The sequence below is a fragment of the Paraburkholderia silvatlantica genome (assembly GCF_003096715.1).
Lineage (GTDB): Bacteria > Pseudomonadota > Gammaproteobacteria > Burkholderiales > Burkholderiaceae > Paraburkholderia > Paraburkholderia silvatlantica.
Genome location: NZ_QEOL01000015.1, coordinates 95,867 through 119,169, shown reverse-complemented (window position 1 = coordinate 119,169; position 23,303 = coordinate 95,867). Strand labels below are relative to the sequence as shown.

At 64.8% G+C, this 23,303-nt stretch carries 22 protein-coding genes; 7 read left to right on the top strand and 15 right to left on the bottom strand.

The window, feature by feature from the left end; genetic code table 11:
- Positions 1 to 118: 118 nt before the first annotated feature.
- The 6 genes from rhaS to C7411_RS20520 form a co-directional block, all read right to left on the bottom strand.
- Positions 119 to 1,126 (bottom strand): rhamnose ABC transporter substrate-binding protein, encoded by a 1,008-nt coding sequence (gene rhaS, locus C7411_RS20545; protein ID WP_110385897.1) that lies wholly within the window; start codon positions 1,124 to 1,126, stop codon positions 119 to 121.
- A gap of 79 nt (positions 1,127 to 1,205) precedes the next feature.
- Positions 1,206 to 2,225 carry an ABC transporter permease gene (locus C7411_RS20540; protein ID WP_110385896.1) on the bottom strand — a complete coding sequence of 340 codons (1,020 nt, stop codon included), beginning with the start codon at positions 2,223 to 2,225 and terminating at the stop codon, positions 1,206 to 1,208.
- Positions 2,218 to 3,273: an ABC transporter permease gene (locus tag C7411_RS20535; RefSeq protein WP_110385895.1), complete on the bottom strand. Its 1,056-nt coding sequence runs from the start codon at positions 3,271 to 3,273 to the stop codon at positions 2,218 to 2,220. The genes C7411_RS20540 and C7411_RS20535 overlap by 8 nt, the downstream gene beginning before the upstream one ends.
- Positions 3,270 to 4,811 (bottom strand): sugar ABC transporter ATP-binding protein, encoded by a 1,542-nt coding sequence (locus tag C7411_RS20530; RefSeq protein WP_110385894.1) that lies wholly within the window; start codon positions 4,809 to 4,811, stop codon positions 3,270 to 3,272. The genes C7411_RS20535 and C7411_RS20530 overlap by 4 nt, the downstream gene beginning before the upstream one ends.
- A gap of 28 nt (positions 4,812 to 4,839) precedes the next feature.
- Positions 4,840 to 5,745, bottom strand: a complete 906-nt coding sequence (locus C7411_RS20525) for an amidohydrolase family protein (RefSeq protein WP_110385893.1) — start codon at positions 5,743 to 5,745, stop codon at positions 4,840 to 4,842.
- A 20-nt stretch (positions 5,746 to 5,765) separates the two neighbouring features.
- Positions 5,766 to 5,957 (bottom strand): hypothetical protein, encoded by a 192-nt coding sequence (locus C7411_RS20520; RefSeq protein ID WP_110385892.1) that lies wholly within the window; start codon positions 5,955 to 5,957, stop codon positions 5,766 to 5,768.
- A gap of 214 nt (positions 5,958 to 6,171) precedes the next feature.
- On the opposite strand from C7411_RS20520, the gene C7411_RS20515 reads away from it, so the two are divergent.
- Positions 6,172 to 7,164: a LysR family transcriptional regulator gene (locus tag C7411_RS20515; protein WP_110385891.1), complete on the top strand. Its 993-nt coding sequence runs from the start codon at positions 6,172 to 6,174 to the stop codon at positions 7,162 to 7,164.
- A 16-nt stretch (positions 7,165 to 7,180) separates the two neighbouring features.
- Here the strand turns inward: C7411_RS20515 and C7411_RS20510 are convergent, their stop codons facing one another.
- From C7411_RS20510 to C7411_RS20480, 7 genes are all read right to left on the bottom strand, one after another.
- The gene (locus tag C7411_RS20510; RefSeq protein ID WP_110385890.1) at positions 7,181 to 7,963 is read right to left on the bottom strand and encodes an L-rhamnose 1-dehydrogenase Lra1; all 783 of its coding nucleotides are present in this window, start codon (positions 7,961 to 7,963) and stop codon (positions 7,181 to 7,183) included.
- A gap of 53 nt (positions 7,964 to 8,016) precedes the next feature.
- Positions 8,017 to 9,195 carry an L-rhamnonate dehydratase gene (gene rhmD, locus C7411_RS20505; RefSeq protein ID WP_110385889.1) on the bottom strand — a complete coding sequence of 393 codons (1,179 nt, stop codon included), beginning with the start codon at positions 9,193 to 9,195 and terminating at the stop codon, positions 8,017 to 8,019.
- A 44-nt stretch (positions 9,196 to 9,239) separates the two neighbouring features.
- A complete protein-coding gene (locus tag C7411_RS20500) occupies positions 9,240 to 9,992 on the bottom strand; it encodes an SDR family NAD(P)-dependent oxidoreductase (protein ID WP_110385888.1) in 753 nt (250 codons plus the stop codon).
- Positions 9,993 to 10,270: 278 nt separating this feature from the next.
- Positions 10,271 to 10,987, bottom strand: coding sequence for an MIP/aquaporin family protein (locus C7411_RS20495; protein WP_110385887.1), 717 nt, complete (start codon positions 10,985 to 10,987; stop codon positions 10,271 to 10,273).
- A gap of 113 nt (positions 10,988 to 11,100) precedes the next feature.
- Positions 11,101 to 12,603, bottom strand: a complete 1,503-nt coding sequence (gene glpK, locus C7411_RS20490) for a glycerol kinase GlpK (protein ID WP_110385886.1) — start codon at positions 12,601 to 12,603, stop codon at positions 11,101 to 11,103.
- 92 nt (positions 12,604 to 12,695) lie between these two features.
- Complete coding sequence (glpD, locus tag C7411_RS20485; RefSeq protein ID WP_110385885.1) at positions 12,696 to 14,255, bottom strand: glycerol-3-phosphate dehydrogenase; 1,560 nt, start codon at positions 14,253 to 14,255, stop codon at positions 12,696 to 12,698.
- 305 nt (positions 14,256 to 14,560) lie between these two features.
- The gene (locus C7411_RS20480) at positions 14,561 to 15,340 is read right to left on the bottom strand and encodes a DeoR/GlpR family DNA-binding transcription regulator (protein ID WP_110385884.1); all 780 of its coding nucleotides are present in this window, start codon (positions 15,338 to 15,340) and stop codon (positions 14,561 to 14,563) included.
- 184 nt (positions 15,341 to 15,524) lie between these two features.
- Between C7411_RS20480 and C7411_RS20475 the strand changes: the two genes are divergently transcribed.
- Positions 15,525 to 16,115: a helix-turn-helix domain-containing protein gene (locus tag C7411_RS20475; RefSeq protein WP_110385883.1), complete on the top strand. Its 591-nt coding sequence runs from the start codon at positions 15,525 to 15,527 to the stop codon at positions 16,113 to 16,115.
- Between the two features lie 53 nt (positions 16,116 to 16,168).
- Complete coding sequence (locus C7411_RS20470) at positions 16,169 to 16,717, top strand: GNAT family N-acetyltransferase (RefSeq protein ID WP_110385882.1); 549 nt, start codon at positions 16,169 to 16,171, stop codon at positions 16,715 to 16,717.
- 19 nt (positions 16,718 to 16,736) lie between these two features.
- Here C7411_RS20470 and C7411_RS20465 read toward each other — a convergent pair whose 3' ends face one another.
- Positions 16,737 to 17,090, bottom strand: a complete 354-nt coding sequence (locus tag C7411_RS20465) for a hypothetical protein (RefSeq protein ID WP_110385881.1) — start codon at positions 17,088 to 17,090, stop codon at positions 16,737 to 16,739.
- 362 nt (positions 17,091 to 17,452) lie between these two features.
- On the opposite strand from C7411_RS20465, the gene C7411_RS20460 reads away from it, so the two are divergent.
- Entirely contained in the window at positions 17,453 to 17,722 is a 270-nt protein-coding gene (locus tag C7411_RS20460) for a hypothetical protein (protein ID WP_110385880.1), read from the top strand.
- Positions 17,723 to 17,806: 84 nt separating this feature from the next.
- Here the strand turns inward: C7411_RS20460 and C7411_RS20455 are convergent, their stop codons facing one another.
- Positions 17,807 to 20,092 (bottom strand): NADP-dependent malic enzyme, encoded by a 2,286-nt coding sequence (locus C7411_RS20455; protein WP_110385879.1) that lies wholly within the window; start codon positions 20,090 to 20,092, stop codon positions 17,807 to 17,809.
- A 140-nt stretch (positions 20,093 to 20,232) separates the two neighbouring features.
- Here C7411_RS20455 and C7411_RS20450 point away from each other — a divergent pair, with 140 nt between their 5' ends.
- The 3 genes from C7411_RS20450 (at position 20,233) to C7411_RS20440 (ending at position 23,262) form a co-directional block, all read left to right on the top strand.
- Positions 20,233 to 21,198, top strand: a complete 966-nt coding sequence (locus C7411_RS20450; protein WP_110385878.1) for a LysR family transcriptional regulator — start codon at positions 20,233 to 20,235, stop codon at positions 21,196 to 21,198.
- 194 nt (positions 21,199 to 21,392) lie between these two features.
- The gene (locus tag C7411_RS20445) at positions 21,393 to 22,136 is read left to right on the top strand and encodes an IclR family transcriptional regulator (protein ID WP_110385877.1); all 744 of its coding nucleotides are present in this window, start codon (positions 21,393 to 21,395) and stop codon (positions 22,134 to 22,136) included.
- Between the two features lie 73 nt (positions 22,137 to 22,209).
- Complete coding sequence (locus C7411_RS20440; protein ID WP_110385876.1) at positions 22,210 to 23,262, top strand: cyclase family protein; 1,053 nt, start codon at positions 22,210 to 22,212, stop codon at positions 23,260 to 23,262.
- The last annotated feature ends 41 nt before the right edge of the window (positions 23,263 to 23,303 follow it).

The window sequence follows — 23,303 nt, the reverse complement described above, 5'->3', positions numbered from 1 at the left end:
AGCGTGCCATACGAATGGGCGACGATGATCCCTTCCCATTTTCCGTCCCGAATACCGTATCCAGTGGAGGGGATGGCGGCCGAGCCTCAGCCCTCGCCCCTCGAACCAGCAACGTGACTCAGAAGTTGAAGTTATCGATATTCGAGGCATCGAACGTCGTGGGCGGCCCGAGAATCACCTCACCGCCCTTGCCGATCGTGCGTTTGCCGAGCTTGCCCGCGTCAAACGACTCGCCTTCCTTGCCCGTGATCGTGCCCGAAGCCAGATTGGCTGCCGCATACGCGGCGAGATAGCCGAGTGCACCCGGATCCCAAAGCTGGAACGCCTTCACCGTGCCATTCTTCACGAACGCGCGCATCTGGTTAGGCGTGCCGAGGCCCGTCACCACCACCTTGCCCTTGCCCGGCGACGAAGAGATATAACGCGCCGCCGCCGCGATACCGACCGATGTGGGCGCAACGATTGCCTTCAGGTTCGGATACGCCTGCAGCAAGCCTTGGGTCTCGACGAACGACTTCTGGTCGTCGTCGTTGCCGTAGGCGATCTTCACGAGCTTCATCTTCGAATACTCGGGCTTCTTCAGCTCTTCCTGCATCCACTTGATCCAGGTATTCTGGTTCGTCGCGTTGGGCGTGGCCGAGAGAATCGCGAACTCGCCGTCGCCGCCCATCAGCTTCGAAACGAGCTGGATCTGGCCGCGGCCGATGCTTTCCGCGTTCGCCTGGTTCACGAAGATCTGCCGCCCTTCGGGCGCCGTGTCCGAGTCGAACGTAACGACCTTGATGCCCTGATCCATCGCGCGCTTCAAATACGGCACGAGCGCATTCGCATCGTTGGCCGCAATGACGATCGCGTCCTGGTGCTGCGTGGTGAGCGTATTGATGTACGAGACCTGCGAGGACGCGCCCGCATCCGAAGGTCCGACCACCTTGCCGTCGCCCTTGAATTCCTTGATTGCATCCATGCCGCCGTTATCGGCAATCACCTCGTAGGGGTTGTTGATCTGCTTGGGCACGAACGCGATCTTCAACCCCTCCTTGATGCCGGCCGCATGCGCCGCGACACCGCCTCCCATTAGCATCGCGCACAGCAAGGCCGTGCACACGTGACGTACTGGCTTTCTCATGAATCGTCTCCTCGATGGTACCGGACGCGTCCGGCTGATTGACCGCCTATTGACTTCCTTGCCTGTTTTCACACCACGTTCAAGCGGCCCGCGCCAGCGCGCGGCGGTCGCGCACCGTGCGCCAGCGCGCAGCGAGATTCGGGATCAGCACCGAAGCCAGCAGCAGCGCCCCGGTCACGATCGTGAGCGTTTCGCTCGACACATCGACGAGCGTGAGCGCGTTCTTCAGCACACCGACGATCAGGAGCGAGAGCAGCACGCCATACATCGACCCGCGCCCGCCAAAAATGCTCACGCCGCCGAACAGCACCGCCGCGATCACCGAAAGCTCGAAGCCCTCGCCGTTGTCGCCGCGCGCGCTCGTGAAGCGCAGCGTATACACAATGCCCGCGAGCGCGCTCATCACGCCCGAGAGCACGAACAGGCGCAGCTTGATCTTCGGCACGCCGATGCCCGAGAACGACGCGGCCGTACTGTTCGCACCGATCGCGAAGAGGCTGCGGCCGAACGCCGTGGCCTGCAGCCATATCGTGAACACGATGGCGCACGCCGCGACGATCAGGAACGGCAACGGGATGAACGTGCTGCCCAGGTTGCTCATGCCGAAGAGCGTATAACCCGGCGGGAAGTCGGCAATCGCCTGGTCGCCGAGCAGCACGTACGCCAGCCCGCGAAAGAGCGCGAGCGTGCCGATCGTCACCGCGAGCGAAGGCAGATTGAGCTTCACGATCACGAGAGCGTTGAAGAGACCCGCCAGGCCGCCCGCCACCAGTACGAGCGCCATGGCGACCGGCATCGGCAAGCCCATGTGCCACAGCACGCCCAGCAAGGCGCTCGATGCGCCGAGCACCGAGGCCACCGAAAGATCGATTTCGGCAGCGACGATGATGAGCGTCATCGGCAATGCCATGAGCGCGACTTCGGTGAGGTCCGCCAGCACGTTGCTGATGTTCGCACCCGTGAGGAACACAGGCGAGAGCACGCGCCCCACCGCGAGCGACGCCATGAGAATGACGACGAGCAGCGCTTCCCAGTCAAGCGGCAAGCCGGGCTTGCGCGTGAGCAGCGCGGCGTCGGGTTTCGGGGCGTTCTTAGCCATGGTCGCGTTTCCTCATCATGCGTTTTGCCACTGAGCGGGCGAGCAGCGTATCGGCGGCGATGGCGGCCACGATCAGCGCGCCCTGAATCGCCTGCTCCCAGAACGGCGAGACGTGCAGCACCACGAGCGCGATGCTGATCACGCCCAGCACGAGCGCACCGAGCGTCGCGCCGAGTATCGTGCCCACGCCGCCCGTGATCGCCACGCTGCCGACCACGGCGGCCGCGACCACCTGCAGCTCGATCCCCTTCGCGGTGCTCGCGTCCACGGTGCCGAAGCGCGCGAGCCACAGCGCGCCCGCCAGGCCCGCAATCGCGCCGCTGATCAAAAAACCCGTCGCGACGCGGCGCTCCACGTTGATGCCGGCAAGGCGCGCCGCCTCCGGGTTCGAGCCGATCGCGTAGTACTCGCGGCCCGGCCGGAATTGCTTGAGATAGACGGAGAGCGCGGCCAGCAGCACGATCGCGATGAGCGCCAGCACCGGAATGCCGAGCACGGAGCCTGTAGCGAGCCGCGAAAACGCGTCGGGCAAGCTTGTGGCGTTGATCTGGCCGCCATGCACCCATGCGTAATCGGCGCCACGGAAGATGTAGAGCGTGGAAAGCGTCGCGACGAGCGACGGCACGCGCCCCACGGCCACGAGCAGCGCGTTGATTGCGCCTGCAACGAGTCCGACGGCAAGCCCGGCGCTCAATGCCGCGAGCACGGGCATATGCGGGAACGCCACGTAGAGACTGCCCACGCCATAGGCGCTGATGCCGACCGTCGAACCGATCGAGAGATCGATATGGCGCATCAGGATCACGATCGTCATGCCCGCCGTGAGCAAGCTCACGATGGAGACGTTGAGCAGCACGTCGCGCAGATTCTGCAGGTTGAGAAATTGCGGCCGCGCGAGCGCCGTGCCGCCCACGATCGCCAGCAGGACCACGAAAAGCGTGGTCTCGCGGCTGCGCGCCAGCGCTTCGGCCAACGCACCCGCGTTGCGCCGCTGCGGGCGCGGCTCGCCGCCGTGCAGGGGGTGAGGAGAAGTGGAATGGCGCATCATGCGGCGTGCCCCAGATGAATGTTGGGTTCGCCGAGCGCGGCGCTCATGATGCGCTCTTCGTTGGCGTCGGCACGGGCGATGTCGGCGGTGATGCGGCCTTCGTGCATGACGAGCACGCGGTCGGCCATGCCGAGCACTTCGGGCAGCTCGCTCGAAATCATCAGCACGGCCATGCCCTCTTTCACGAGTTCCGCGAGCGCGCCGTAGACTTCGGCCTTCGCGCCCACGTCGATGCCGCGCGTCGGTTCGTCGATGATGAGCACCTTCGGCCCGGTGGCAAGCCACTTGCCGAGCACCACCTTTTGCTGGTTGCCGCCCGATAGCGTACCCACGGGTGCGTTCAGATCGCTGGCCTTCAGGCGCAGGCGCCTGCCCCACTGCCCGGCAAGCTCCGCTTCGCGCCCCGTGGAGATGAGGCCAAAGCGCACGAGCCGCCCGAGCACCGTGAGCGAGGCGTTGCGCGCAATGCTCAGTTCGAGCGCGAGACCTTGCTGACGCCGGTCCTCGGGCACGAGCGCGAGCCCTGCCTTCACGGCGGCAGCGGGCATGCCGGAGGCCAACGGCTTGCCCGCGATCTGAACCTGCCCGGCGTCGCACGGGTCGATGCCGAATATCGCGCGCGCCACTTCGCTGCGCCCCGCGCCCACGAGACCCGCGAGCGCGACGATTTCGCCCGCGCGCACGTCGAACGAAATGTCCTTGAACACGCCGCGGCGCGTGAGGCCGCGCACGCGCAGCATCACTTCGCCCGGATGCACGTCCGCCTTCGGGTAGAACGTGGCGAGGTCGCGTCCCACCATTTTCGCGACGATGTCCTGGGTCTTGAGCGTGGCGGTAGGCGCGTCGAACACCTTGGCGCCGTCGCGCATGATCGTCACGTGCTGCGTGAGCGCGAAGACTTCTTCGAGCCGGTGCGTGATGAAGAGAATCGCCACGCCACGCTCGCGCAGCGTGCGCGCGATCGTAAAGAGCCGCTCGACCTCGGGCAGCGATAGCGCGGCCGTGGGTTCGTCCATGATGAGCACGTTCGCATTGAGCGAAAGCGCCTTCGCAATTTCGATCACCTGCTGGTCCGCAATCGAAAGCCCGCGCACGAGCCTCTCGGGCCTCAGTTCGACGCCGAGCGACTGGAGCAGCGCCGCGACCTCGCGATGCATCGTGTCGTAGTCGATGCGGCCCACGCGATCCACGGGCTGACGCCCCATGTAGATGTTCTCCGCTATCGAAAGATCGAAGAACAGTGTGGGCTCCTGATAAATCACCGCGATACCGGCGTCGCGCGCCTCGCCGGGCGTCGCAAACGCGCACGCCACGCCGTCGACGCGCATTTCGCCGCCATCGGGCCGATACACGCCCGCAAGGATCTTCACGAGTGTCGACTTGCCCGCGCCGTTTTCGCCGAGCAGCGCGTGCACCTCGCCGGGCATGAGTTTCAAGCTGCCGTCGATGAGCGCCCGCACGCGTCCGAACGACTTGCTCGCGTTACGCAGTTCGAGCCGCGCAGTGTTGTCGGCCCTGGTTTTCGCTTCTGCTTCCACGCCGGTCTCCCTGTCGTTGCGCACACGCTCAAATGCGGTAGATACGTTCGGCGTTGCCGCGAAATAGCGCCGCGTTTTCGCCCTCGCTCGCGCCGCTCACGATCGACGCATACGCATGCCAAAGCTTCGAATAGCCGCCGAACAGGCGGTCCACCGGAAAGTTCGAGGCGAACATCGCGCGATCCGCGCCGAATGCGTCGATCGTTTCCAGCACATAAGGGCGCAGGCTCTCGACGCTCCATGCATGATCGAACATCGCCAGTCCGCTGATTTTCACGGCCACGTTCGGGCATGCCGCAAGCAGGCGCAGGCCGTCGCGCCACGCGCGGTAGCCCGCGACGCTGTTGCGCTCGACGAACATGCCCGCGTGATTGATCACGAGTTGAATGCCGGGATGCGCACGCGCGAGTGCGGCAGCCTCCTCCATCTGCGAGGGATAAAGCTGCAGGTCGAACGAAAGACCGTGCTTCTCCAGCAGCGCAAAGTTCTCGCGCCACGCCGCCTCATGCATGTAATGCCGGCCCACGTAGTCGTAGAGCTTGTTCTCGTGAACGTTGAGAATCTGACGAATGCCGCGCGTACGTGCGAACGCCGCGTGCGCCTCGAGCACCGCGGGCGCGTTGGGCGAGCTGAGATCGCAGGCCGCGACGATCGCGTCGGGCCACGCATGCGCCGCCCCCTCGTGCGCGGCAATGTCTGCGAGCCCTTCCAGCCAGCGCGTTTCTTCCACCGGATCGTCCGGATCGTGATTCGCCTCGACGTGCACGACCTTGAGCACGTCGACGTCGCCGGCCTCCCGCGACAAGTCGGCAGGCAGATAGTTGTGCTTGAGTTCGCGCGCATCGCCTACGAAAGACGTACCCGGATTCGCGAGCCACGGGTAATGATGCGTATCGAGGTTCCAGAAGTGGACGTGCGGATCGACGACCTGCATGGCGTGTTCCTCGCGTGTGCTCAAGGCAAATGAAAGACCTGCACGAGCGGCTGTTGCAGCGGCACGTTGCGTGCATCCGTCTGCATGATGTCGGCCATGTCATCCCACCATTTGCGCATGACGGGCAGCCCGGGCCAGATTTCGCGGTGATGGCGCTCGTATTCGGCCCGTTTGCCGGGATCGATCTGCGTGCGAAACGCAATTGTCTCCATGATGTGTCTCCGTCCAGCCTTGTTACGCCGTGCGTCCATGCCGCTTATGTGACCCGTGGGCTCGCATCGACTCGGTGTTTGCCCTGGCTTGGCGGTGCGCGGTTGCACGCGTTTTTTTACGTGGTTAGCTGCGTTGTGATCCGACTATAATTCCCGCATCGATAGCCAACCAATCCGATGTTGGGATCGGGCGATGCACAAACCGGATCGCTCCATGAACCATCAAACTTCCGTCGTCGCGCTCGTCAACCGGCTCCGATTCAAACACCTTGCCCTGCTCGTCGCACTCGACGACGCCCGCAACGTCCATCAGGCCGCCGACGCCATCAACGTGGCCCAGCCCAGCGCGAGCCGCATGCTGAGCGACATCGAGGAAGCGTTCGGCTTCCGGCTCTTCGAGCGCAACGCGCGCGGCATGCAGCCCACCGCGCTCGGCGTCGTCACGCTCGCCTACGCACGCCGCGCGCTCGCCGAACTCACGCGCTTTGCCGAAGACCTCGACGTGAAGCGCCGCGGCGGTCACGGCCAGCTCACCGTGGGCGCGATCATGGGCGCCGCGCCCGACCTGCTCGCGCAGGCCGTCGCCACGCTCAAGACCGAACGGCCGCTGCTGCACGTGCGCATCCTCGGCGAAACGAGCGACCAGGTCGTGCAGCTGCTGCATCGCCGCGAAGTCGATCTCGCGCTCGGGCGCCTCACCACGCCGCTGCAGCACAACGATTTCAGCTTCGAGCCGATCGCGCGGGAAACGCTCGTGCTCGCGGTGCGCGCGCGTCATCCGCTCGCGCGGCGCGAACAGGTCACGCTCGCGGAACTGATGGACTGGCCATGGGTGGCGCAACCCATTACGAGTCCCGCGCGCGAGTTGTTCGAAGGAGAGCTCGCGCGCGCCGGTCTCGGCACGCCCGCCAATCTCACCGAGTCGGCCTCGATCTTCGCCACGCTGCAACTGCTCGAAAGCTTCGACGCCGTCGCCATGCTGCCCGAGTCGGTCGTGCGCGACCATGTGCGCGGCAAGCTGCTCGTCGTGCTGCCGCTCGAAATCGGCAAGAGCTTGCCGGGCTACGGCTTGCTCACGCGCAAGAACGAGCCGCTTGCCGAGCCCGCCGAGCATTTCGTCGGCTTGCTGCGGCGCTTTTCGCAGCCCTTCAAGATGGACGATATCGCTCACGATGGTTCGCACGCGGCCATGCTCGCTCCTCATTGAAACGCTTGCCCAGGGCTCACTGCAGATTCACGAACAGCCCGCCATCCACGAGCAGCGCGGCACCCGTCACATAGCGCGCGCGGTCCGAGGCGAGAAACACCACGCATTCGGCCACATCCTCAGGCGCGCCCAGCCGCCCGAGCGGAATGCGCTTTTCGAAATACGCGCGCTTCTCCGCATCGCTCAGGTCTTCGGCGTTCAGGTCGGTGGCGATGGTGCCCGGCATCACCGAATTGCAGCGTATGCCATAGGGCCCAAGCGCAATCGCGCACGACTGCATGAGCGAATGCACGCCGGCCTTGGTGGGCGTGTAGTGGGTCTGCATGCCGCCGCCCACCAGCGCGCTGATCGAACTCGTCGCCACGATCGCGCCGCCCGAGCCCTGTTCTTTCATTTGCCGCGCGACGGCCTGCGTTACGTAGAACGCACCGTTCAGGTTCACGCCTATCGTGCGTTCGAGCACGGCGGGCGGCATGTCGAGAAACGAATGGAACGGGCAGATGCCCGCATTGCTTGCGAGCACATCGACCTTGCCGAAGCGCTCCACCGTCTGGCGCACGAGATCCACGCCCGTTTGCGGCGCGGCCACGTTGCCTTCCAGCGCGATCGCGCGGCGCCCCAGCCGCCCGATCTCGCCCAGCACCTCGTCGATCGCCGAGCGGCGGCCGTACGAGGCGTCGTTGTCGCCCCAGTAGTTGATCGCGACATCGGCACCCTCGCGGGCGCTTGCAATCGCAATGGCGCGGCCAATGCCGCGCGAACCGCCGGTGACGATCACCACCTTGTCCTTGAGCAGCACGTGTCTCTCCTCGCAGCTTGTCATGAGCCTCGATCAGCGCGCGTTCAGTACGCTTAGTGCGTATAAGGCCGCGAAAGTTTGCAGTCCGGATTGAGCCGCACGCCGAAGCCCGGCGCATCCGGCACCTTGAGCCTGCCTTTCACCGGCACCGGTTCGTCGAGCAGCAGCGGAGTGAACATCGGCACCACCTTGTCGGCCTTCGGCGCCATCATGAGGAATTCCGCGAACGGCGAGTTATGGCGCGTCACGACGAAGTGGTAGCTGTACACCGAGGAACCGTGCGGCACGACCAGCACGTTGTGCGCGTCGGCGAGCGCCGAGATCTTGATGAGTTCGGTCATGCCGCCGCACCAGTTCACGTCGGGCTGGATCAGGTCGCAGCAGCCCATTTCCAGCAGCATCCGAAAGCCCCAGCGCGTCGCCTCGTGTTCGCCGGTGGACACCATCATGCCGCGGGGCACGTTGCGGCGCAGTTCGGCATAGCCCCAGTAATCGTCGGGCGGCAGGCATTCCTCGATCCACTTGAGGTCGTACGCTTTCGCGGCCTGGGCGAGGCGCGTGGCATAGCGCACGTCGAGGCTCATCCAGCAGTCGTACATGAGCCAGAAGTCGTCGCCTACGCGCTCGCGCATCGTGGCGAGCCATTCGATGTTCTTTCTGAGGCCCTCCTCGCCTTCGGCCGGACCATGCAGCAGCGGCAGCTTGCCGCCGATGAAACCCATTTCCTTCGCGAGATCGGGGCGCGCGCCGGTGGCGTAGAACATCAACTCGTCGCGCACGGGGCCGCCGAGCAGCTGATACACGGGCTCCTTGCGAATCTGCCCAAGCAGATCCCACAGCGCGAGATCGACGCCCGATATGGTGTTGAGCACGACACCCTTGCGGCCGTAGTAGAGCGTGGCGTAGTACATCTGATCCCACATCTTCTCGATGTCGGTCACGCGCTGCCCTTCGAGAAAGCGCGCGAGATGCTTCTCGACGATGAATGCGCCGATCTCGCCACCCGTGGTCACGGCAAAGCCCACGGTGCCGTCGCTCGCCTCCACTTCCACGACGAGGGTGCCGAGCACGTCGATGCCGAACGAGCGGCGGCTCTGACGATACTCGGGATAGCGCGCCATGGGCGTGGAAATATGGTCGTCGATCCAGTGGCCGTCGGGCTGATCGTGATAATCGGCGCCGCCGCCACGCACGGTGAAGGCACGCACGTGTTTGATGGTTGGCATGGCCATGTTACGTAGCTCCTCGGTAAAGGATTAGGGTCGTGCTCCCCGCCTCAATAAGTCGCCCGCCCGCCCGAAAGATCGAACACGGAACCGGTGCTGAACGCGCAGTCTTCCGTCGTGAGCCATACGATCATCGAAGCCGCCTCGTCCGGCATGAGGAAGCGGTTCATCGGGATCTTCGCGAGCATGTAGTCGATATGCTGCTGCGACATCGAATCGAAAATCTCGGTCCTGGCCGCCGCCGGCGTCACGGCATTGACGAGGACGCCCTTCGTGGCAAGCTCCTTGCCGAGCGACTTGGTCAGCCCGATGAGCCCGGCCTTCGATGCACTGTAGTGCGAAGCATTCGGATTGCCTTCCTTGCCGGCCACGGAGGCGATATTGACGATGCGCCCATAGCCCTGCCCGATCATGCCCGGCACCACGGCGCGGCAGGTCAGGTAGCTGCCGATCAGGTTCACTTCGATCACGCGGCGCCACACGTCCACGGGCAGTTCCCACGTGAGGCCATTGCCGCCTGTAATACCTGCGCTGTTCACGAGCGCGTGAATCGCACCGTGCGTCTTCACGGTTTGCCGCGCGGCGGCCTCGACCGAGGCTTCATCGGTCAATTCGACCGTCACCACCGAGACGCTGCCCAGCTCCGACAACCCGGCGCGCGCGCGTTCGAGCCGCCCGGTGTCGATGTCCCAGAGCGAGACCGCCGCGCCCGAACGCAGTGCCCGTTGCGCCACGGCATAGCCCAGACCGCGCGCGCCGCCCGTCACGACCATCACGCGATTGTTCAGATCCAGTTGATTCATTGCGCCTGCCCTCCTCCTTGTTCCGCCACGAGGCGTTGCTGTGGTTCGCCGAGGCCGCTCGCGCCCAGCATGGGAATGCATCGTTGACAGCCAATATAGGTGTGCCGCGATAGCCGAACAATCCGAAAGCCGCATGAGGCGATAGCGAAACCGGATTGCGCCCTTTGTACGGATGCGCCATGGCATGCAGACGAACAAAGCCCGCGAACGCCGTGGCGTACGCGGGCTTTGTGCACTGCAACGCGCCCGTGACACAGACGCGAGATAGGTGAGCGCGGTCAGTGCATCGTGTGCAGGAAATGATAGAGACCGGCCGCAGCCGCACCGCCGGCAAGCGGCCCGAACACCGGAATCCACGCATAGCGCCAGTCGCTGTCGCGCTTGCCCGGAATCGGCAGCAGCGCGTGCACGATGCGCGGCGAGAGATCGCGCGCCGGACTCATCGCATAGCCGGTCGGGCCGCCGAGCGAAATGCCGATGCCCAGCACGAGCAGGCCGACGGGCAGTGCGTCGAGCGCACCGAGTCCCACCTGCGGCGAGGCCAGATAGAGCACGCCGAGGATCAGCACGAAGGTGCAGATCGCTTCCGTCAACACGTTGTGCCGCTTGCTGCGAATGGCGGGCGCCGTGCAGAACACCGCGAGCTTGATATCCGGGTCGGCTTCGTTCGCAAAGTGCTGTCGATAGGCAAGCCACACGAGCAGTGCGCCCGCCATGCCGCCGAGCATCTGCGCCGCGATATAGCCGCCGACCTTCGACCACGCGAACTTGCCCGCGAGCGCGAGGCTGATCGTGACGATCGGGTTGAGGTGCGCGCCGCTGAACGAAGCGGTCACGTAGACCGCCACGAATACGGCCATGGCCCAGCCCATCACGATGACGATGAGGTCGGCGCCCTTGCCCTTCGTTTTCGCCAGCAGCACGTTTGCAACGGCGCCGTTGCCTAGCAGCACGAGAATGGCCGTGCCGATGAACTCCGCAAGATAGGGTGACATGATTTTCGTAGTCTCTCTCTGCCCGCGCGGTGCAGGCGCACGAAGCGCATGCAATCCCGCCGCGGGTTATGTTAATTAGTTATGCTTGTTTGCTGAAAAGCTGAGCGCGTTGCTCAGTGCGAGTCGTCCGCCCAGGCCTTGGCCGCGCGCACCGCACGCTGCCAGCCTGCGCGGCACGCGTCGACCTGCGCGGCCTGCATGGACGGCGAGAAACGGCGGTCGAGCTTCCACTGGCTCTGCAGCTCGCCCACGTTCTGCCAGTAGCCGGTTGCAAGGCCTGCAAGGTAGGCCGCGCCGAGCGCTGTGGTCTCGGTGATCTTCGGGCGCACCGCATCCACGCCGAGCAGGTCTGCCTGGAACTGCATGAGCAGATTGTTCGCGCTCGCGCCGCCGTCCACGCGCAGTTCGCCCACACTGATGCCCGCATCCGCCTCCATCGCGGCCAGCACGTCGAGCGACTGGTACGCGATCGAATCGAGCGCCGCGCGCGCGAGGTGCGCCGCGGTCGTGCCGCGCGTCACGCCGAACAGCGTGCCGCGCGCGTGCGCGTTCCAGTGCGGCGCGCCGAGGCCCGCGAAGGCCGGCACGAGATATACGCCGTCCGTATGCGGCACGCTGGCGGCGAGCGCTTCGATTTCCGGCGCGCTCTTGATGATGCCCATGCCGTCGCGCAGCCACTGCACCACCGCGCCGGCAATGAAGATGCTGCCTTCGAGCGCGTAGTTGACCTCGTCGCCGATCTGCCACGCGATCGTCGTGACGAGGTTGTTCTTCGACTCGATGGGCTTCGTGCCCGTGTTCATCATCAGGAAGCAGCCCGTGCCGTAGGTGTTCTTCACCATGCCCGTGCCCGTGCACATCTGGCCGAACATCGCGGCCTGCTGGTCGCCCGCGATGCCGGCAAGCGGAATCTTCGAGGCGAACACCGTGGTCTTCGTCGGACCATAAACTTCGGATGACGAACGGACTTCCGGCAGCATGCTGCGCGGAATTTCGAGTGCGTCGAGCAGTTCGTCGTCCCATTGACGCGTGTGGATGTTGAAGAGCATGGTGCGCGACGCGTTCGTCACGTCGGTCACGTGCAGTTCGTGCTTCGTGAAGTTCCACACGAGCCAGCTGTCCACGGTGCCGAACGCGAGCAAGCCTCGCCGCGCTTTTTCGCGTGCGCCGGGCACGTTGTCGAGAATCCAGCGAATCTTGGTTGCCGAGAAGTACGAATCGATCGGCAGCCCCGTTTTCGCACGCACTTTCTCTTCGAGACCGAGCGCCTTGAGCGAGTCGCAGAAGTCGGCCGTGCGGCGGTCCTGCCACACGATGGCGTTATAGACGGGATGGCCCGTCTCGCGGTCCCAGACGATCGTCGTCTCGCGCTGGTTCGTAATGCCGATCGCGGCGATGTTGGTGCCGTTCATGCCGGCGCGCGTCACGGCCTCGGCGGCGACGCCCGCCTGCGTCGACCAGATTTCCTGCGGATCGTGCTCGACCCAGCCCGGCTGCGGATAAATCTGTTCGAACTCCTTCTGGGCGATCGAAACGATGTTGCCCTGGCGGTCGAAAAGCATGGCGCGCGAACTCGTGGTGCCCTGGTCGAGCGCAAGAATGTACTGTTCCTGCATGTCTCTTATCTCCGTCTGTACTAGTTGTGATGACGCGCCGCGGGAACGGCGCGTGGGGGTGCGTGACTTACCTTGCGTGATGCCGGCGAACTTCAGTGCTGCGCGGTCGCCGTCGCGCTTGTTGCGGCAAACCAGTGATCGATTGCGGCGGCCACGCCATTGAGCGTGCCCGGCGCGACATGCAGGCCCAGCTTCGAGCGGCGCCACAATACGTCTTCGGCGCGCGTGGCCCATTCCGCGTTGCGCAGATAGCGCAATTCGGCCTCGTAAATGCCCGGCACAACTTCGGCGCCGAGGTCCGCGAGCGACTGCGCGTTACCCACAAGACGCCCGGCACGCGTGCCGTATGCGCGTGCGTAGCGGCGCGCAAGCGCCGCAGGCAGCCACGCGTGGCGTCTGGCGAAGTCCTGTGCGAAGGGCTCGAAACGCGCGTTCGCAATATCGCCGCCGGGCAGCGGCGCGCCCGCCGTCCACGCAGGCGCAGCATGGCCAAGCACACGGCACAGCATGTCCGAAGCCTCTTCCGCAAGCTTGCGGAAGGTCGTGATCTTGCCGCCGAACACCGAAAGCAGCGGCGCGCCAGCGGTTTCGTCGAGTTCGAGCTTGTAGTCGCGCGTGACGGCGGACGCGTTCTCCGCGCCCTCTTCCTCGAGCAGCGGACGCACGCCCGAGTAGGACCATTGCACGTCGGCCGGCGAAATCTTGCGCTTGAAATAACGGTTGATCGACTCGCACAGATAGCGCGTTTCGTCGCCGTCGATCGCGACCTTCGCGGGGTCGTTGTGATACTCCACGTCGGTCGTGCCAATGAGCGTGAAGTCGTGCTCGTACGGAATCGCGAAGATGATGCGCTTGTCCGGGTTCTGGAAGATGTACGCGTGGTCGTGCCCGAACAGGCGCTTCGTGACGATATGGCTGCCTTTCACGAGCCGCACGCTGTGCTGCGCGCCGCGCCCGAGCGCACCATGCAGCACCTCGCCCACCCACGGGCCGGCCGCGTTGGCGATGGCGCGGGCGCGCACGTCGAAGGTGCTGCCGTCCGGGCGGCGCAGAAGCGCCTGCCATTCGCCATGCGCGCTGTGCGCGCCGGTCGTGGCGTTCGTGCGTACGGCGGAAACGAGCTTCGTGCGCGTGAGGATATGCGCGCCGCGCTCCTGCGCATCGAGCGCGTTGAGCACGACGAGGCGCGCGTCGTCGACCCAGCCGTCCGAATACACGAAGCCGCGCTGGATCGAGTCGATGAGCGGCTCGCCCGCCGCATGGCGGCGCATGTCGATACCGCGCGAGCCCGGCAGCAATTCGCGCTTCGCGAGATGGTCGTAGAGAAACAGGCCCACGCGAATGAGCCAGGCGGGACGCAGATTCGGCATGTGCGGCATGACGAAACGCAGCGGCCACATGATGTGGGGCGCGGCGCGCAGCAGCGTTTCGCGCTCCTGCAGCGCCTTGCGCACGAGCCCGAATTCCTTGTACTCGAGATAGCGCAGGCCGCCGTGAATCAGCTTGGTGCTGGACGACGAAGTATGCGAGGCGAGATCGTCCTGCTCGCAAAGCAACACCGACAACCCGCGGCCGGCCGCGTCGCGCGCGATGCCCGCGCCGTTGATCCCGCCGCCCACGACGAGCAGATCGTACCGGTTCTGTTGAGTCACCCTGCTGTATCCCTAAAAGAAAAACGAACCTCAAAATGTTCGAATTCGAAATTTATCGAACATGAACGAAAAAGTAAAGGTTCGAATTTCAGATGATTTATCGAAAATGGTGCACAAACGAACATTTATCGAACAAGGCCGAACGTTCGTCAGGCGCGAACGAAAACGGGGGCGTGAGCGGGGTTGCCGCGTGCTTCCGGTGGGCAACACCCCGCCCACGCGCGAAACGCGCTGGAATTCAGGCCGGAAATGGGGAAAACGCGCGAACCACGGTCCGGAAAAAGCGCGGACGAAAATCCCGCGGCTTACGCAGCGACGTGGACCTGCGTGCCCGCCGCGAGCACCGCCTCGTTCATTTCCTCAGGCAGCGGCTGGTCGGTGAAGAGCGCGTGAATCTGGCTCAGATGCCCCTGGCGCACGAGCGCCGGGCGGCCGACCTTCGAATGGTCGGCCACGAGATAGACCGTGCGCGCATGCTCGATGATGGCCTGCGCCACGCGGACTTCGCGCGTGTCGAAGTCGCGCAGCGTGCCGTCGGTCTCGATAGCCGAGGTGCCGATGATCGCGTAATCCACCTTGAACTGGCGGATGAAGTCGATGGTGTGCTCGCCGACGATCCCCTTGTCCCAGGGCCGCACGACGCCGCCCGTGATCATCACTTCGCAGTCGGCGTAGCCGCTCATCACGCTCGCCACGTTGAGATTGTTCGTGACGACGCGCAGGCCCTGATGATGATTGAGCGCGCGCGCGACTTCCTCGGTCGTGGTGCCGAGGTTGATGAAGAGCGAGGCCTGATCGGGAATGTGCTGGGCCGCAAGGGCCGCGATGCGGCGCTTCTCCTCATGGAACATGTGCTGCCGCGCACTGTACGAGACGTTCTCCGCACTCGTAGGCAGACTCGCGCCGCCGTGATAGCGGCGCAGCAGATTCATGTCGGCGAGCCAGTTCACGTCGCGGCGGATGGTTTGCGGCGTGACGTCGAAATGCGAGGCGAGATCGTCGACCGTGACGAAGCCGTCGCGTTGCACCCATTCGAGCATTTCCTGCTGGCGCGCGTTCAGGGTGAGGCGAGGATCTCGTGTCATTGGCTCGTTTGGCATGCAAGTGAGGACCGGCCTATTGTAAGGGCTTGCCCTCCCGAATCAGGGGAAAGCCGATGCATGCCGTATGCAAATGGATAGCGGGCGCGCCTCCGACACCGTACGCTTTTCATTGACCTGAATTTCCAATTTACTGGATAATAACTCTATCATCCTGGAATCAAACCCAATGGACAACCCGACCGACGCCGGTATCAACGAGCGTATTGCCCGCCGTGTGCGCGACTTGCGCGCCACGCGCGGTCTGACGCTCGACGCGCTGGCCGCGCGCAGCGGCGTGAGCCGTTCGATGATCTCGATGATCGAGCGCGGCGCCGCCAGCCCCACGGCCGTGGTGCTCGAAAAGCTTGCGGCGGGACTGTCGGTCTCGATGGCGAGCCTTTTCGGCGCAAGCAGCGAAAGCGCGCCCGCCAGGCCGCTAGTGCGCCGCGCGCAGCAGGCACAGTGGCGCGACCCGCAGTCGGGCTATACGCGCCGGAGCGTCTCGCCGCCGAATTGGCCTTCGCCGATCCAGCTGGTCGAAGTGGATTTCCCGGCCGGCGCGCGCGTAGCCTACGAAACGGGCAGCCGCGAGAACGTGATTCACCAGCAGGTCTGGGTGATGGATGGACGGATCGACGTGGAGCTGGGCAATGAACGGCATGCGCTTCATGCGGGCGACTGCCTCGCCATGCGGCTCGATCAGCCGCTGATCTTCAGCAATCCAGGTTCACAGGCTGCGCGCTACGTCGTCGCCATTTGCGACGCAAGCGGTATCTGAACCCGCGTCATTCGGCTCGATCTTCCACCCTTTTCATTTAAAGAGGATTCCACATGAATTCGAACTCACAGAGCGACGGCGTACGCTTCATCGACTGCAACGAAACGGACCACGCGCCGGCGATTCTCGAGATCCTCAACGACGCCATCGTCAATTCAACCGCGCTCTACGACTACAAGCCGCGTCCGCCCGAGGCAATGGCCACGTGGTTCGGCACCAGGCGCGCGAACGGTTTTCCGGTCGTGGGCGCCGTGGACGAGGCCGGCACGCTGCTCGGCTTCGCGAGCTGGGGCACGTTTCGCGCGTTTCCCGCCAACAAGTACACGGTCGAGCACAGCGTCTACGTGCACCGCGACCAGCGCGGCCGCGGCCTCGGCGAAAGCCTGCTGCTGGAGTTGATCCGCCGCGCCCGTGAGCAACAGATTCACGTGCTCGTGGGCTGCATCGACGCGACCAATGCCGGCAGCATCGCGCTGCACGCCAAGCTGGGCTTCACGCACTCGGGCACGATCAAGGAAGTGGGATTCAAGTTCGGACGCTGGCTCGACGCCGCGTTTTACCAGCTCAATCTGGAGATGCCCGCCCCGCCCGTGGACGGCTGACGCTCGCGCGCCCGGCGCCTCAACGTGTGCTCGAGCGGGCGGCAGCCGCAATCATGGCGTTGCGGATATGGCGCGCCCGCAGCGGCGCGCGGGCCGCGCGCTTCGAGGCACGCGCCGCGCGCGCGGCACGCAGCTTCGCCTGACTGCGGTTGCGGGACTCGGCCTCGCGCGTGGCGCGCCGCGCCTGCCTGCGAGCGACGAGGAGCACGCAGACGATTGCCGCGACCACGGCCACGCGAAACAGCGACGACTCGAAGGCGCGTTCCGGCACGTGCAGCAGAAGTATGGAAATGAACACCGCGACCTGAATGAGGATCGCCGAAAGCGAAGCAACGAAGAGGTAGGCGTGCAGGCGATCGGTCGGCGGCTTCATCGGGCTGCACTCCAGAAAGTTGCGCGGACAACGATATCCGGCATGACGGGTTCACTCTGCGCCACGCGATTGTCAGGCGAATGTCAGGCGCATGGCACCGCGCGACGCTGGGCAGAGTGACGAGATCGTGCCTGCTCCAAGCTGAAGAGAACCTTAAGGAAGGCGCCTGCAATTGCCCTTTTATCGTCGAACGATAATGCTTTGCGCACCTTGCCGACCAACGCCTTTCAACGCCTTTCGTCTTGCCTCGATTCATGCGCAACGTAAGAAGGTCTCTTCCAGTTCATTCAGTGCCTACGTAAGGTTGACTTAAGCTCGCGCGCCGTACCCTTGCATGCGGTAATCCGTACGGCAATGCAGTCATGAATCGCACTTATGAATATCGCGGCTACGCAATCCGCGTTGGCGTCGAAACAAATGGCACGGTCCCGCTCGAGCGCCTGGAAACCGGACGGCCTCGTTACACGGCGGTGGTGAGCATCGCGGCGATCGACGAGCCCGCCTCGCCCGCGCCCCTGAAAATCGACAACGCCGCCGGGCTGCCCTTCAACTCCGATATCGACGCCTTGATGGGCGGCTACAGCGAAGCCCGCCGCCTGATCGACGAACAGCTCGCCGCAGCGGCGCCCTGACCCGCCAAAGCAAAAAACGCGCGACAGCCAGAAGCCATCGCGCGTTTTTCATCGGGACGCACGGCGTGCGTCCTGTCCCTGCGCTCAGTCGCGGTTCGCCTGCAACACGGTCAGGGCGGCCATGTTGATGATGCGTCGCACCGTCGAGCTCGAGGTCAGCACGTTCACCGGCGCATTCACGCCCAGCAGGAACGGACCGACCGCCACGTTGCTGCCCGCCCCCGTCTTGAGCAGGTTGTAGGCGATATTGCCCGAGTCCACGTTCGGGCACACGAGCAGGTTCGCCGCGCCCTTGAGCTTCGAATGCGGCAGGATACGCAGGCGCAGGGCTTCGTCCAGCGCGCAGTCGCCGTGCATTTCCCCATCGATTTCCAGATCGGGATTCTTTTCCGTCACGAGCTTGAGCACTTCACGCATCTTCGTGCCCGAAGCCGAGCTGCCCGAGCCGAAGTTCGAACGCGAGAGCAGCGCAACCTTCGGCTGCAGATTCAGCCATTCCATCTGGCGTGCCGCGGCCAGCGTGAATTCGGCGATCTGCTCGGCGTTCGGGTTGTCGTTCACGTGCGTGTCGACGATCGCGACCGTGCGCTTGTCGAGCAGCAGGATGTTCATCGCCGCATACGTATTCGCGTTGCGCTGTTTGCCGATCACCTCGTCGACGAAGCGCAGGTGGTCGTGATACGCGCCCACGGTGCCGCACACCATGCCGTCCGCGTCGCCCAGGCGCACCATCATCGCGCCGATCAGCGTGAGGCGGCGGCGCATTTCCACGCGCGCCATTTCCTTCGAAATGCCGTCGCGGCAACGCAGTTCCCAGTAAGTCGTCCAGTACTGGTGGAAGCGCTCGTCGTATTCGGGGTTCGTGACTTCCACGTCTTCGCCGAGCTTCAGGCGCAGACCGAACTTCTCGATGCGGGCGAGCAGCACTTCCGGACGGCCGATCAGGATCGGACGTGCGAGCTTCTCGTCGACGATCACCTGCACCGCGCGCAGCACGCGCTCTTCCTCGCCTTCGGCGAACACGATGCGCGACTTGCCGCCGTCACGCACGAACTGCTTCGCGGCCGCGAAAATCGGCTTCATGAACGCGCCCGAGTGATACACGAACTGCTGAAGCTCGTTCGTGTAGGCGCCAAAGTCGTCGATGGGGCGCGTGGCCACGCCGTCTTCCATCGCCGCCTTCGCAACGGCCGGCGCGATACGCACGATCAGCCGCGAGTCGAACGGCTTCGGAATCAGGTACTTCGGGCCGAAGCGCAGATCATAGGCGCCGTATGCGGCCGCCACCGAATCGTTCAGTTCTTCTTCGGCGAGCCTGGCGATCGCGTGCACCGCCGCGATTTCCATGTTGCGGGTGATGGTCGTTGCGCCCACATCGAGTGCGCCTCGGAAGATGTACGGGAAGCACAGCACGTTGTTGACCTGGTTCGGGAAGTCCGAACGGCCCGTGGCGATCACCGCGTCCGGGCGCGCTTCGAGCGCGACCTCGGGGAAGATTTCCGGCGTGGGGTTGGCGAGCGCGAGAATCAGCGGCTTGTCCGCCATCTTCCTGACCATCTCGGGCTTGAGCACGCCGGCCGCCGAAAGGCCGAGAAACACGTCCGCGTCTTCGATCACGTCGGAAAGCGAGCGCGCCGAGGTGTCCTGCGCGAAGCGTTCCTTGTCCGGGTCCATGAGCGTCGTGCGGCCCTGGTAGACCACGCCGTCGATGTCGGTCACCCAGATGTTCTTCAGCGGCAGGCCCAGATCCACCATGAGATCCAGACAGGCCAGCGCCGCCGCGCCCGCGCCCGAGGTCACGACCTTAACCTTCGTGATGTCCTTGCCGATCACTTTCAGGCCGTTCATGAACGCGGCCGAGACGGTGATGGCGGTGCCGTGCTGATCGTCGTGGAAGACCGGAATCTTCATGCGCTCGCGCAGCTTGCGTTCGACCGTGAAGCAGTCGGGGGCCTTGATGTCTTCCAGATTGATGCCGCCGAACGTGGCTTCGAGGCTCGCGATGATGTCCACGAGCTTGTCCGGATCGCTTTCGGTGATTTCGATGTCGAACACGTCGATGCCGGCGAACTTCTTGAAGAGCACCGCCTTGCCTTCCATGACCGGCTTGGAGGCCAGCGCGCCGATGTTGCCGAGACCCAGCACGGCCGAACCGTTCGTGATCACGCCCACCAGATTGCCGCGCGCCGTGTAGCGAAACGAGTTCTGCGGATTGTCGACGATCTCCTCGCAGGCCACGGCCACGCCCGGCGTATAGGCAAGCGCGAGGTCGCGCTGGGTGACGAGCGGCTTGCTGGCCGTCACCGAAATCTTGCCCGGGGTGGGGAATTCGTGATATTCGAGGGCGGCCTGACGATCGGTCTTGTTCATGTTCCTCACTCTGATGGTGTGCCGCACGCACAGAAGGCGCGGCGGTCGTGTTCGAATGAGGCGATTCTAGAGAGCCCTCATAACCTGCTCATTTTGATTTAGTATGGGGCCATCATTTTTTGGTAATACCTTGGGGAATCGTGTCTTTCAGCATTGACGACGTGACGAGGCGGTTGAATACGCGCCTGAAAATGCGCCATCTGGTCCTGCTCCTGCAGATCCGCCAGCACGGCTCGCTCACGCGCGTGGCGGAACACATGGCGACGAGCCAGCCCGCCGTCACCAACGCGCTGGCTGAAATGGAGAGCATGTTCGGCGCGCCGCTGTTCGACCGTACGCCGCGCGGCATGACGCCCACGGCGCTCGGCAACGTGGTGCTCGCGCGCGCCCAGGCCATGCTGCACGACCTCGACCACCTCGCGCGCGACATCGAAGCCGTGGTGGCCGGCCACGCCACGCGGGTGCACGTAGGCGTGATTCCGTTCATCTCGGGGCGCACGCTCGCCGCCGCCATTCGCCTCACGCAGTCGCGGCTGCCGCAACGCGTCACCATGACGATTCACGAAGGCACGAGCGACGCGCTCCTGCCGCAGCTTCGCGACCATACGCTCGATATCGTGATCGGGCGCGCCTCTTCGGCCGTCGACGTCTCGCAGTTGCGCTTCGAGGTGCTGCATCAGCAAAAGCCGCGGCTCATCGCCAGCCGGCGCCTGGCGGCGCGCCTCGCGCGCGGCAAGCTCGACTGGGAAAAGCTGGTCGAACTGGACTGGATCCTCGGCGCGCCGCACACGCCCATCCGCGAGCAGATATCCGACCTCTTCCTGCACGCGGGCGTGGCGCCGCCCGTGCCTATCGTGGAGAGCTACACGTCGCGCCTCATCGGCGAGATGATCAGCACGAACGAGAACGCCGTGTCGATCGTGCCCGCCGATATTGCCGAGGAACTCGTGCACTTCGCGGGCGTGGCGGTCGTGCCGTACACGCTCGACTGGACGCTGCCGCCGGTTGCGATGTTCACGCGCGCCGGCGTGCTGCGCGATGTCGACGCCACCTTCGGGCAGTCGCTGCGCGAGCTGTATCAGGAGGCGGAGAAGGCGCGGGGTTGAGCCGCTTCCTGCCGCCCGCTTTCGAGCGCTTCCATCACTGAACTCCCCATTGCGGCGGCGAGATCCCGCCGCCGATATTCGCGTTCTTGCGCCAGCCCGGTGCCGTTTTCCGCTGCGTGTTCGAGCAACGAGTCGTTAGGTGTTTACCCGTAACCTTATTGTCAGCTGACTATCGGTATGCCGATAATACTCTCATGGATGTGAAAACTGCAGTGCGCGTCTTCGACGTGATCAACCTCTTTGCCGAAGTCCGGCAACCGATGATCTACAGCGAGATTGCGCGTCGAACCGAGATCCCGCTGTCGAGCTGCCACGCGCTGTTGCAGACGATGGTGGCCAAAGGCTATCTGTACGCGCCTGGCGTGAAAGCCGGCTATTACCCCACGCAGCGTCTGCTGCACGTCGCGCGCGAGATCTGCAGCGAGGACCCGCTCACGCTGACGTTCCAGCCGTTGCTTTCCACGTTGCGCGACGCGACCGGCGAAACCGCCGCGCTCGCCACGCTTGCGGGCAACCGCGTGGTCTATCTCGACGTGATGGAGTCGCGCCAGAAGATCCGCTACAGCGACGAGCCGGGCGGCTTCATGACCATTGCGAGCGCCGCGGGCAAGGCGCTGCTCGGCGCGCTCGCCCCCGCCGCGCGCCGCAAACTGCTCGACAGTTGCGAGCCGCAGCTGCATTCGGCCAATGGCGCGGTGATCGCGCGCGGCGCGTTCGAGCGCGACGTCGAGCAGGGCGTGACCCACGGCTGGCATCGCTCGACGGGCGAGAGCGTGGAGGACGTAGCCGGCCTCGCGCGCGGGTTCCTGATTCATGGCGAGGCGTTTGCGCTCGTCATCGGCGCGCCCAAGGCGCGTCTTCTCAAGAACGAGCAGAACGCCGTGAAGGCACTGCTCGAGGTGTACGCGCAAATCCCGCCAACGCTGCTTGCTGCGTGAGGCACGTCAAGCGCCCCGAGCACTGAATGCAGCGATACGCGAAGCGCGGAATTCCTGAAGCGGAGGATCAAGCATGCGTTGGAAGAACCGGCCGGAAGGCTCGAACTGGGGCGACTTCGGTCCCGACGATCAATTGGGCCGCCCCAATCTCATCGGCGCGGAGCAGGTCCTCAAGGGCGCGCAGGAAATTCGCGCGGGCCTCACGTTCACCCTTTCGCTGCCGCTCGACTTTCCCGGCGAAAGCAAGCTCAACGTACGCCGCCATCCGCCGGTGCTGCGTCCCACCTTCCGCGACGGCCTGCCCTATGTGAACTTCCCGTTCGCGCGCAACGTTGCGGGCGCGACCGATGTGGTGAGCGACGATCAGGTGCTGCTCTCGCTGCAATACTCCACGCAGTGGGATTCGCTCGCGCACGTGGGCGCGCGCTTCGACGCCAACGGCGACGGCGTGGCCGAGAGCGTCTACTACAACGGCTATCGCGCGAACGTGGACGTGGTCGGCCCGATGGAATATCGGGCGGAAGACAACTTCGCGCCTCACGCGTGCGGCGGCGAGCATAGCCATGCCGAGGTGCTCGGCATCGAGCACCTTGCCGTCAAGGGCATGCAAGGCCGCGGCGTGCTGATCGATTTCGCCGCGCATTTTGGCCGCGAGTTTCGCACGGTGGGCTACGACGACCTGATGCGCGTGATCGAGGCCGACGGCGTGGAAGTCGAGCAAGGCGACATGCTCGTGCTGCGCACCGGCTTTGCGGAGATGGTGCTCGACATGAACCGCCAGCCCGACGAAGCCGTGTTGTCGAGCCACTGCAGCGCACTCGACGGGCGCGACGAGCGCCTGCTGCAATGGATTACCGACTCGGGCATCGCGGCGCTCGCCGCCGACAACTACGCAGTCGAACGTTATCCCGCGCGCGCGCCCGCGGCGCCCGGCGATCACCCGCTCATGCCGCTGCATCACCACTGCCTCTTCAAGCTCGGCCTGCCGCTGGGCGAGCTTTGGTATCTGCGGGACCTCGCACTGTGGCTGCGCGAGCACCGGCGCTCGCGCTTCATGCTCACCGCGCCGCCGCTGCGGCTGCCGGGCGCCATGGGCTCGCCCGTCACGCCCGTCGCCACGGTTTGACGAACTGATTCGCTATCCTTTGTTTCATTCGCATTCCCGAA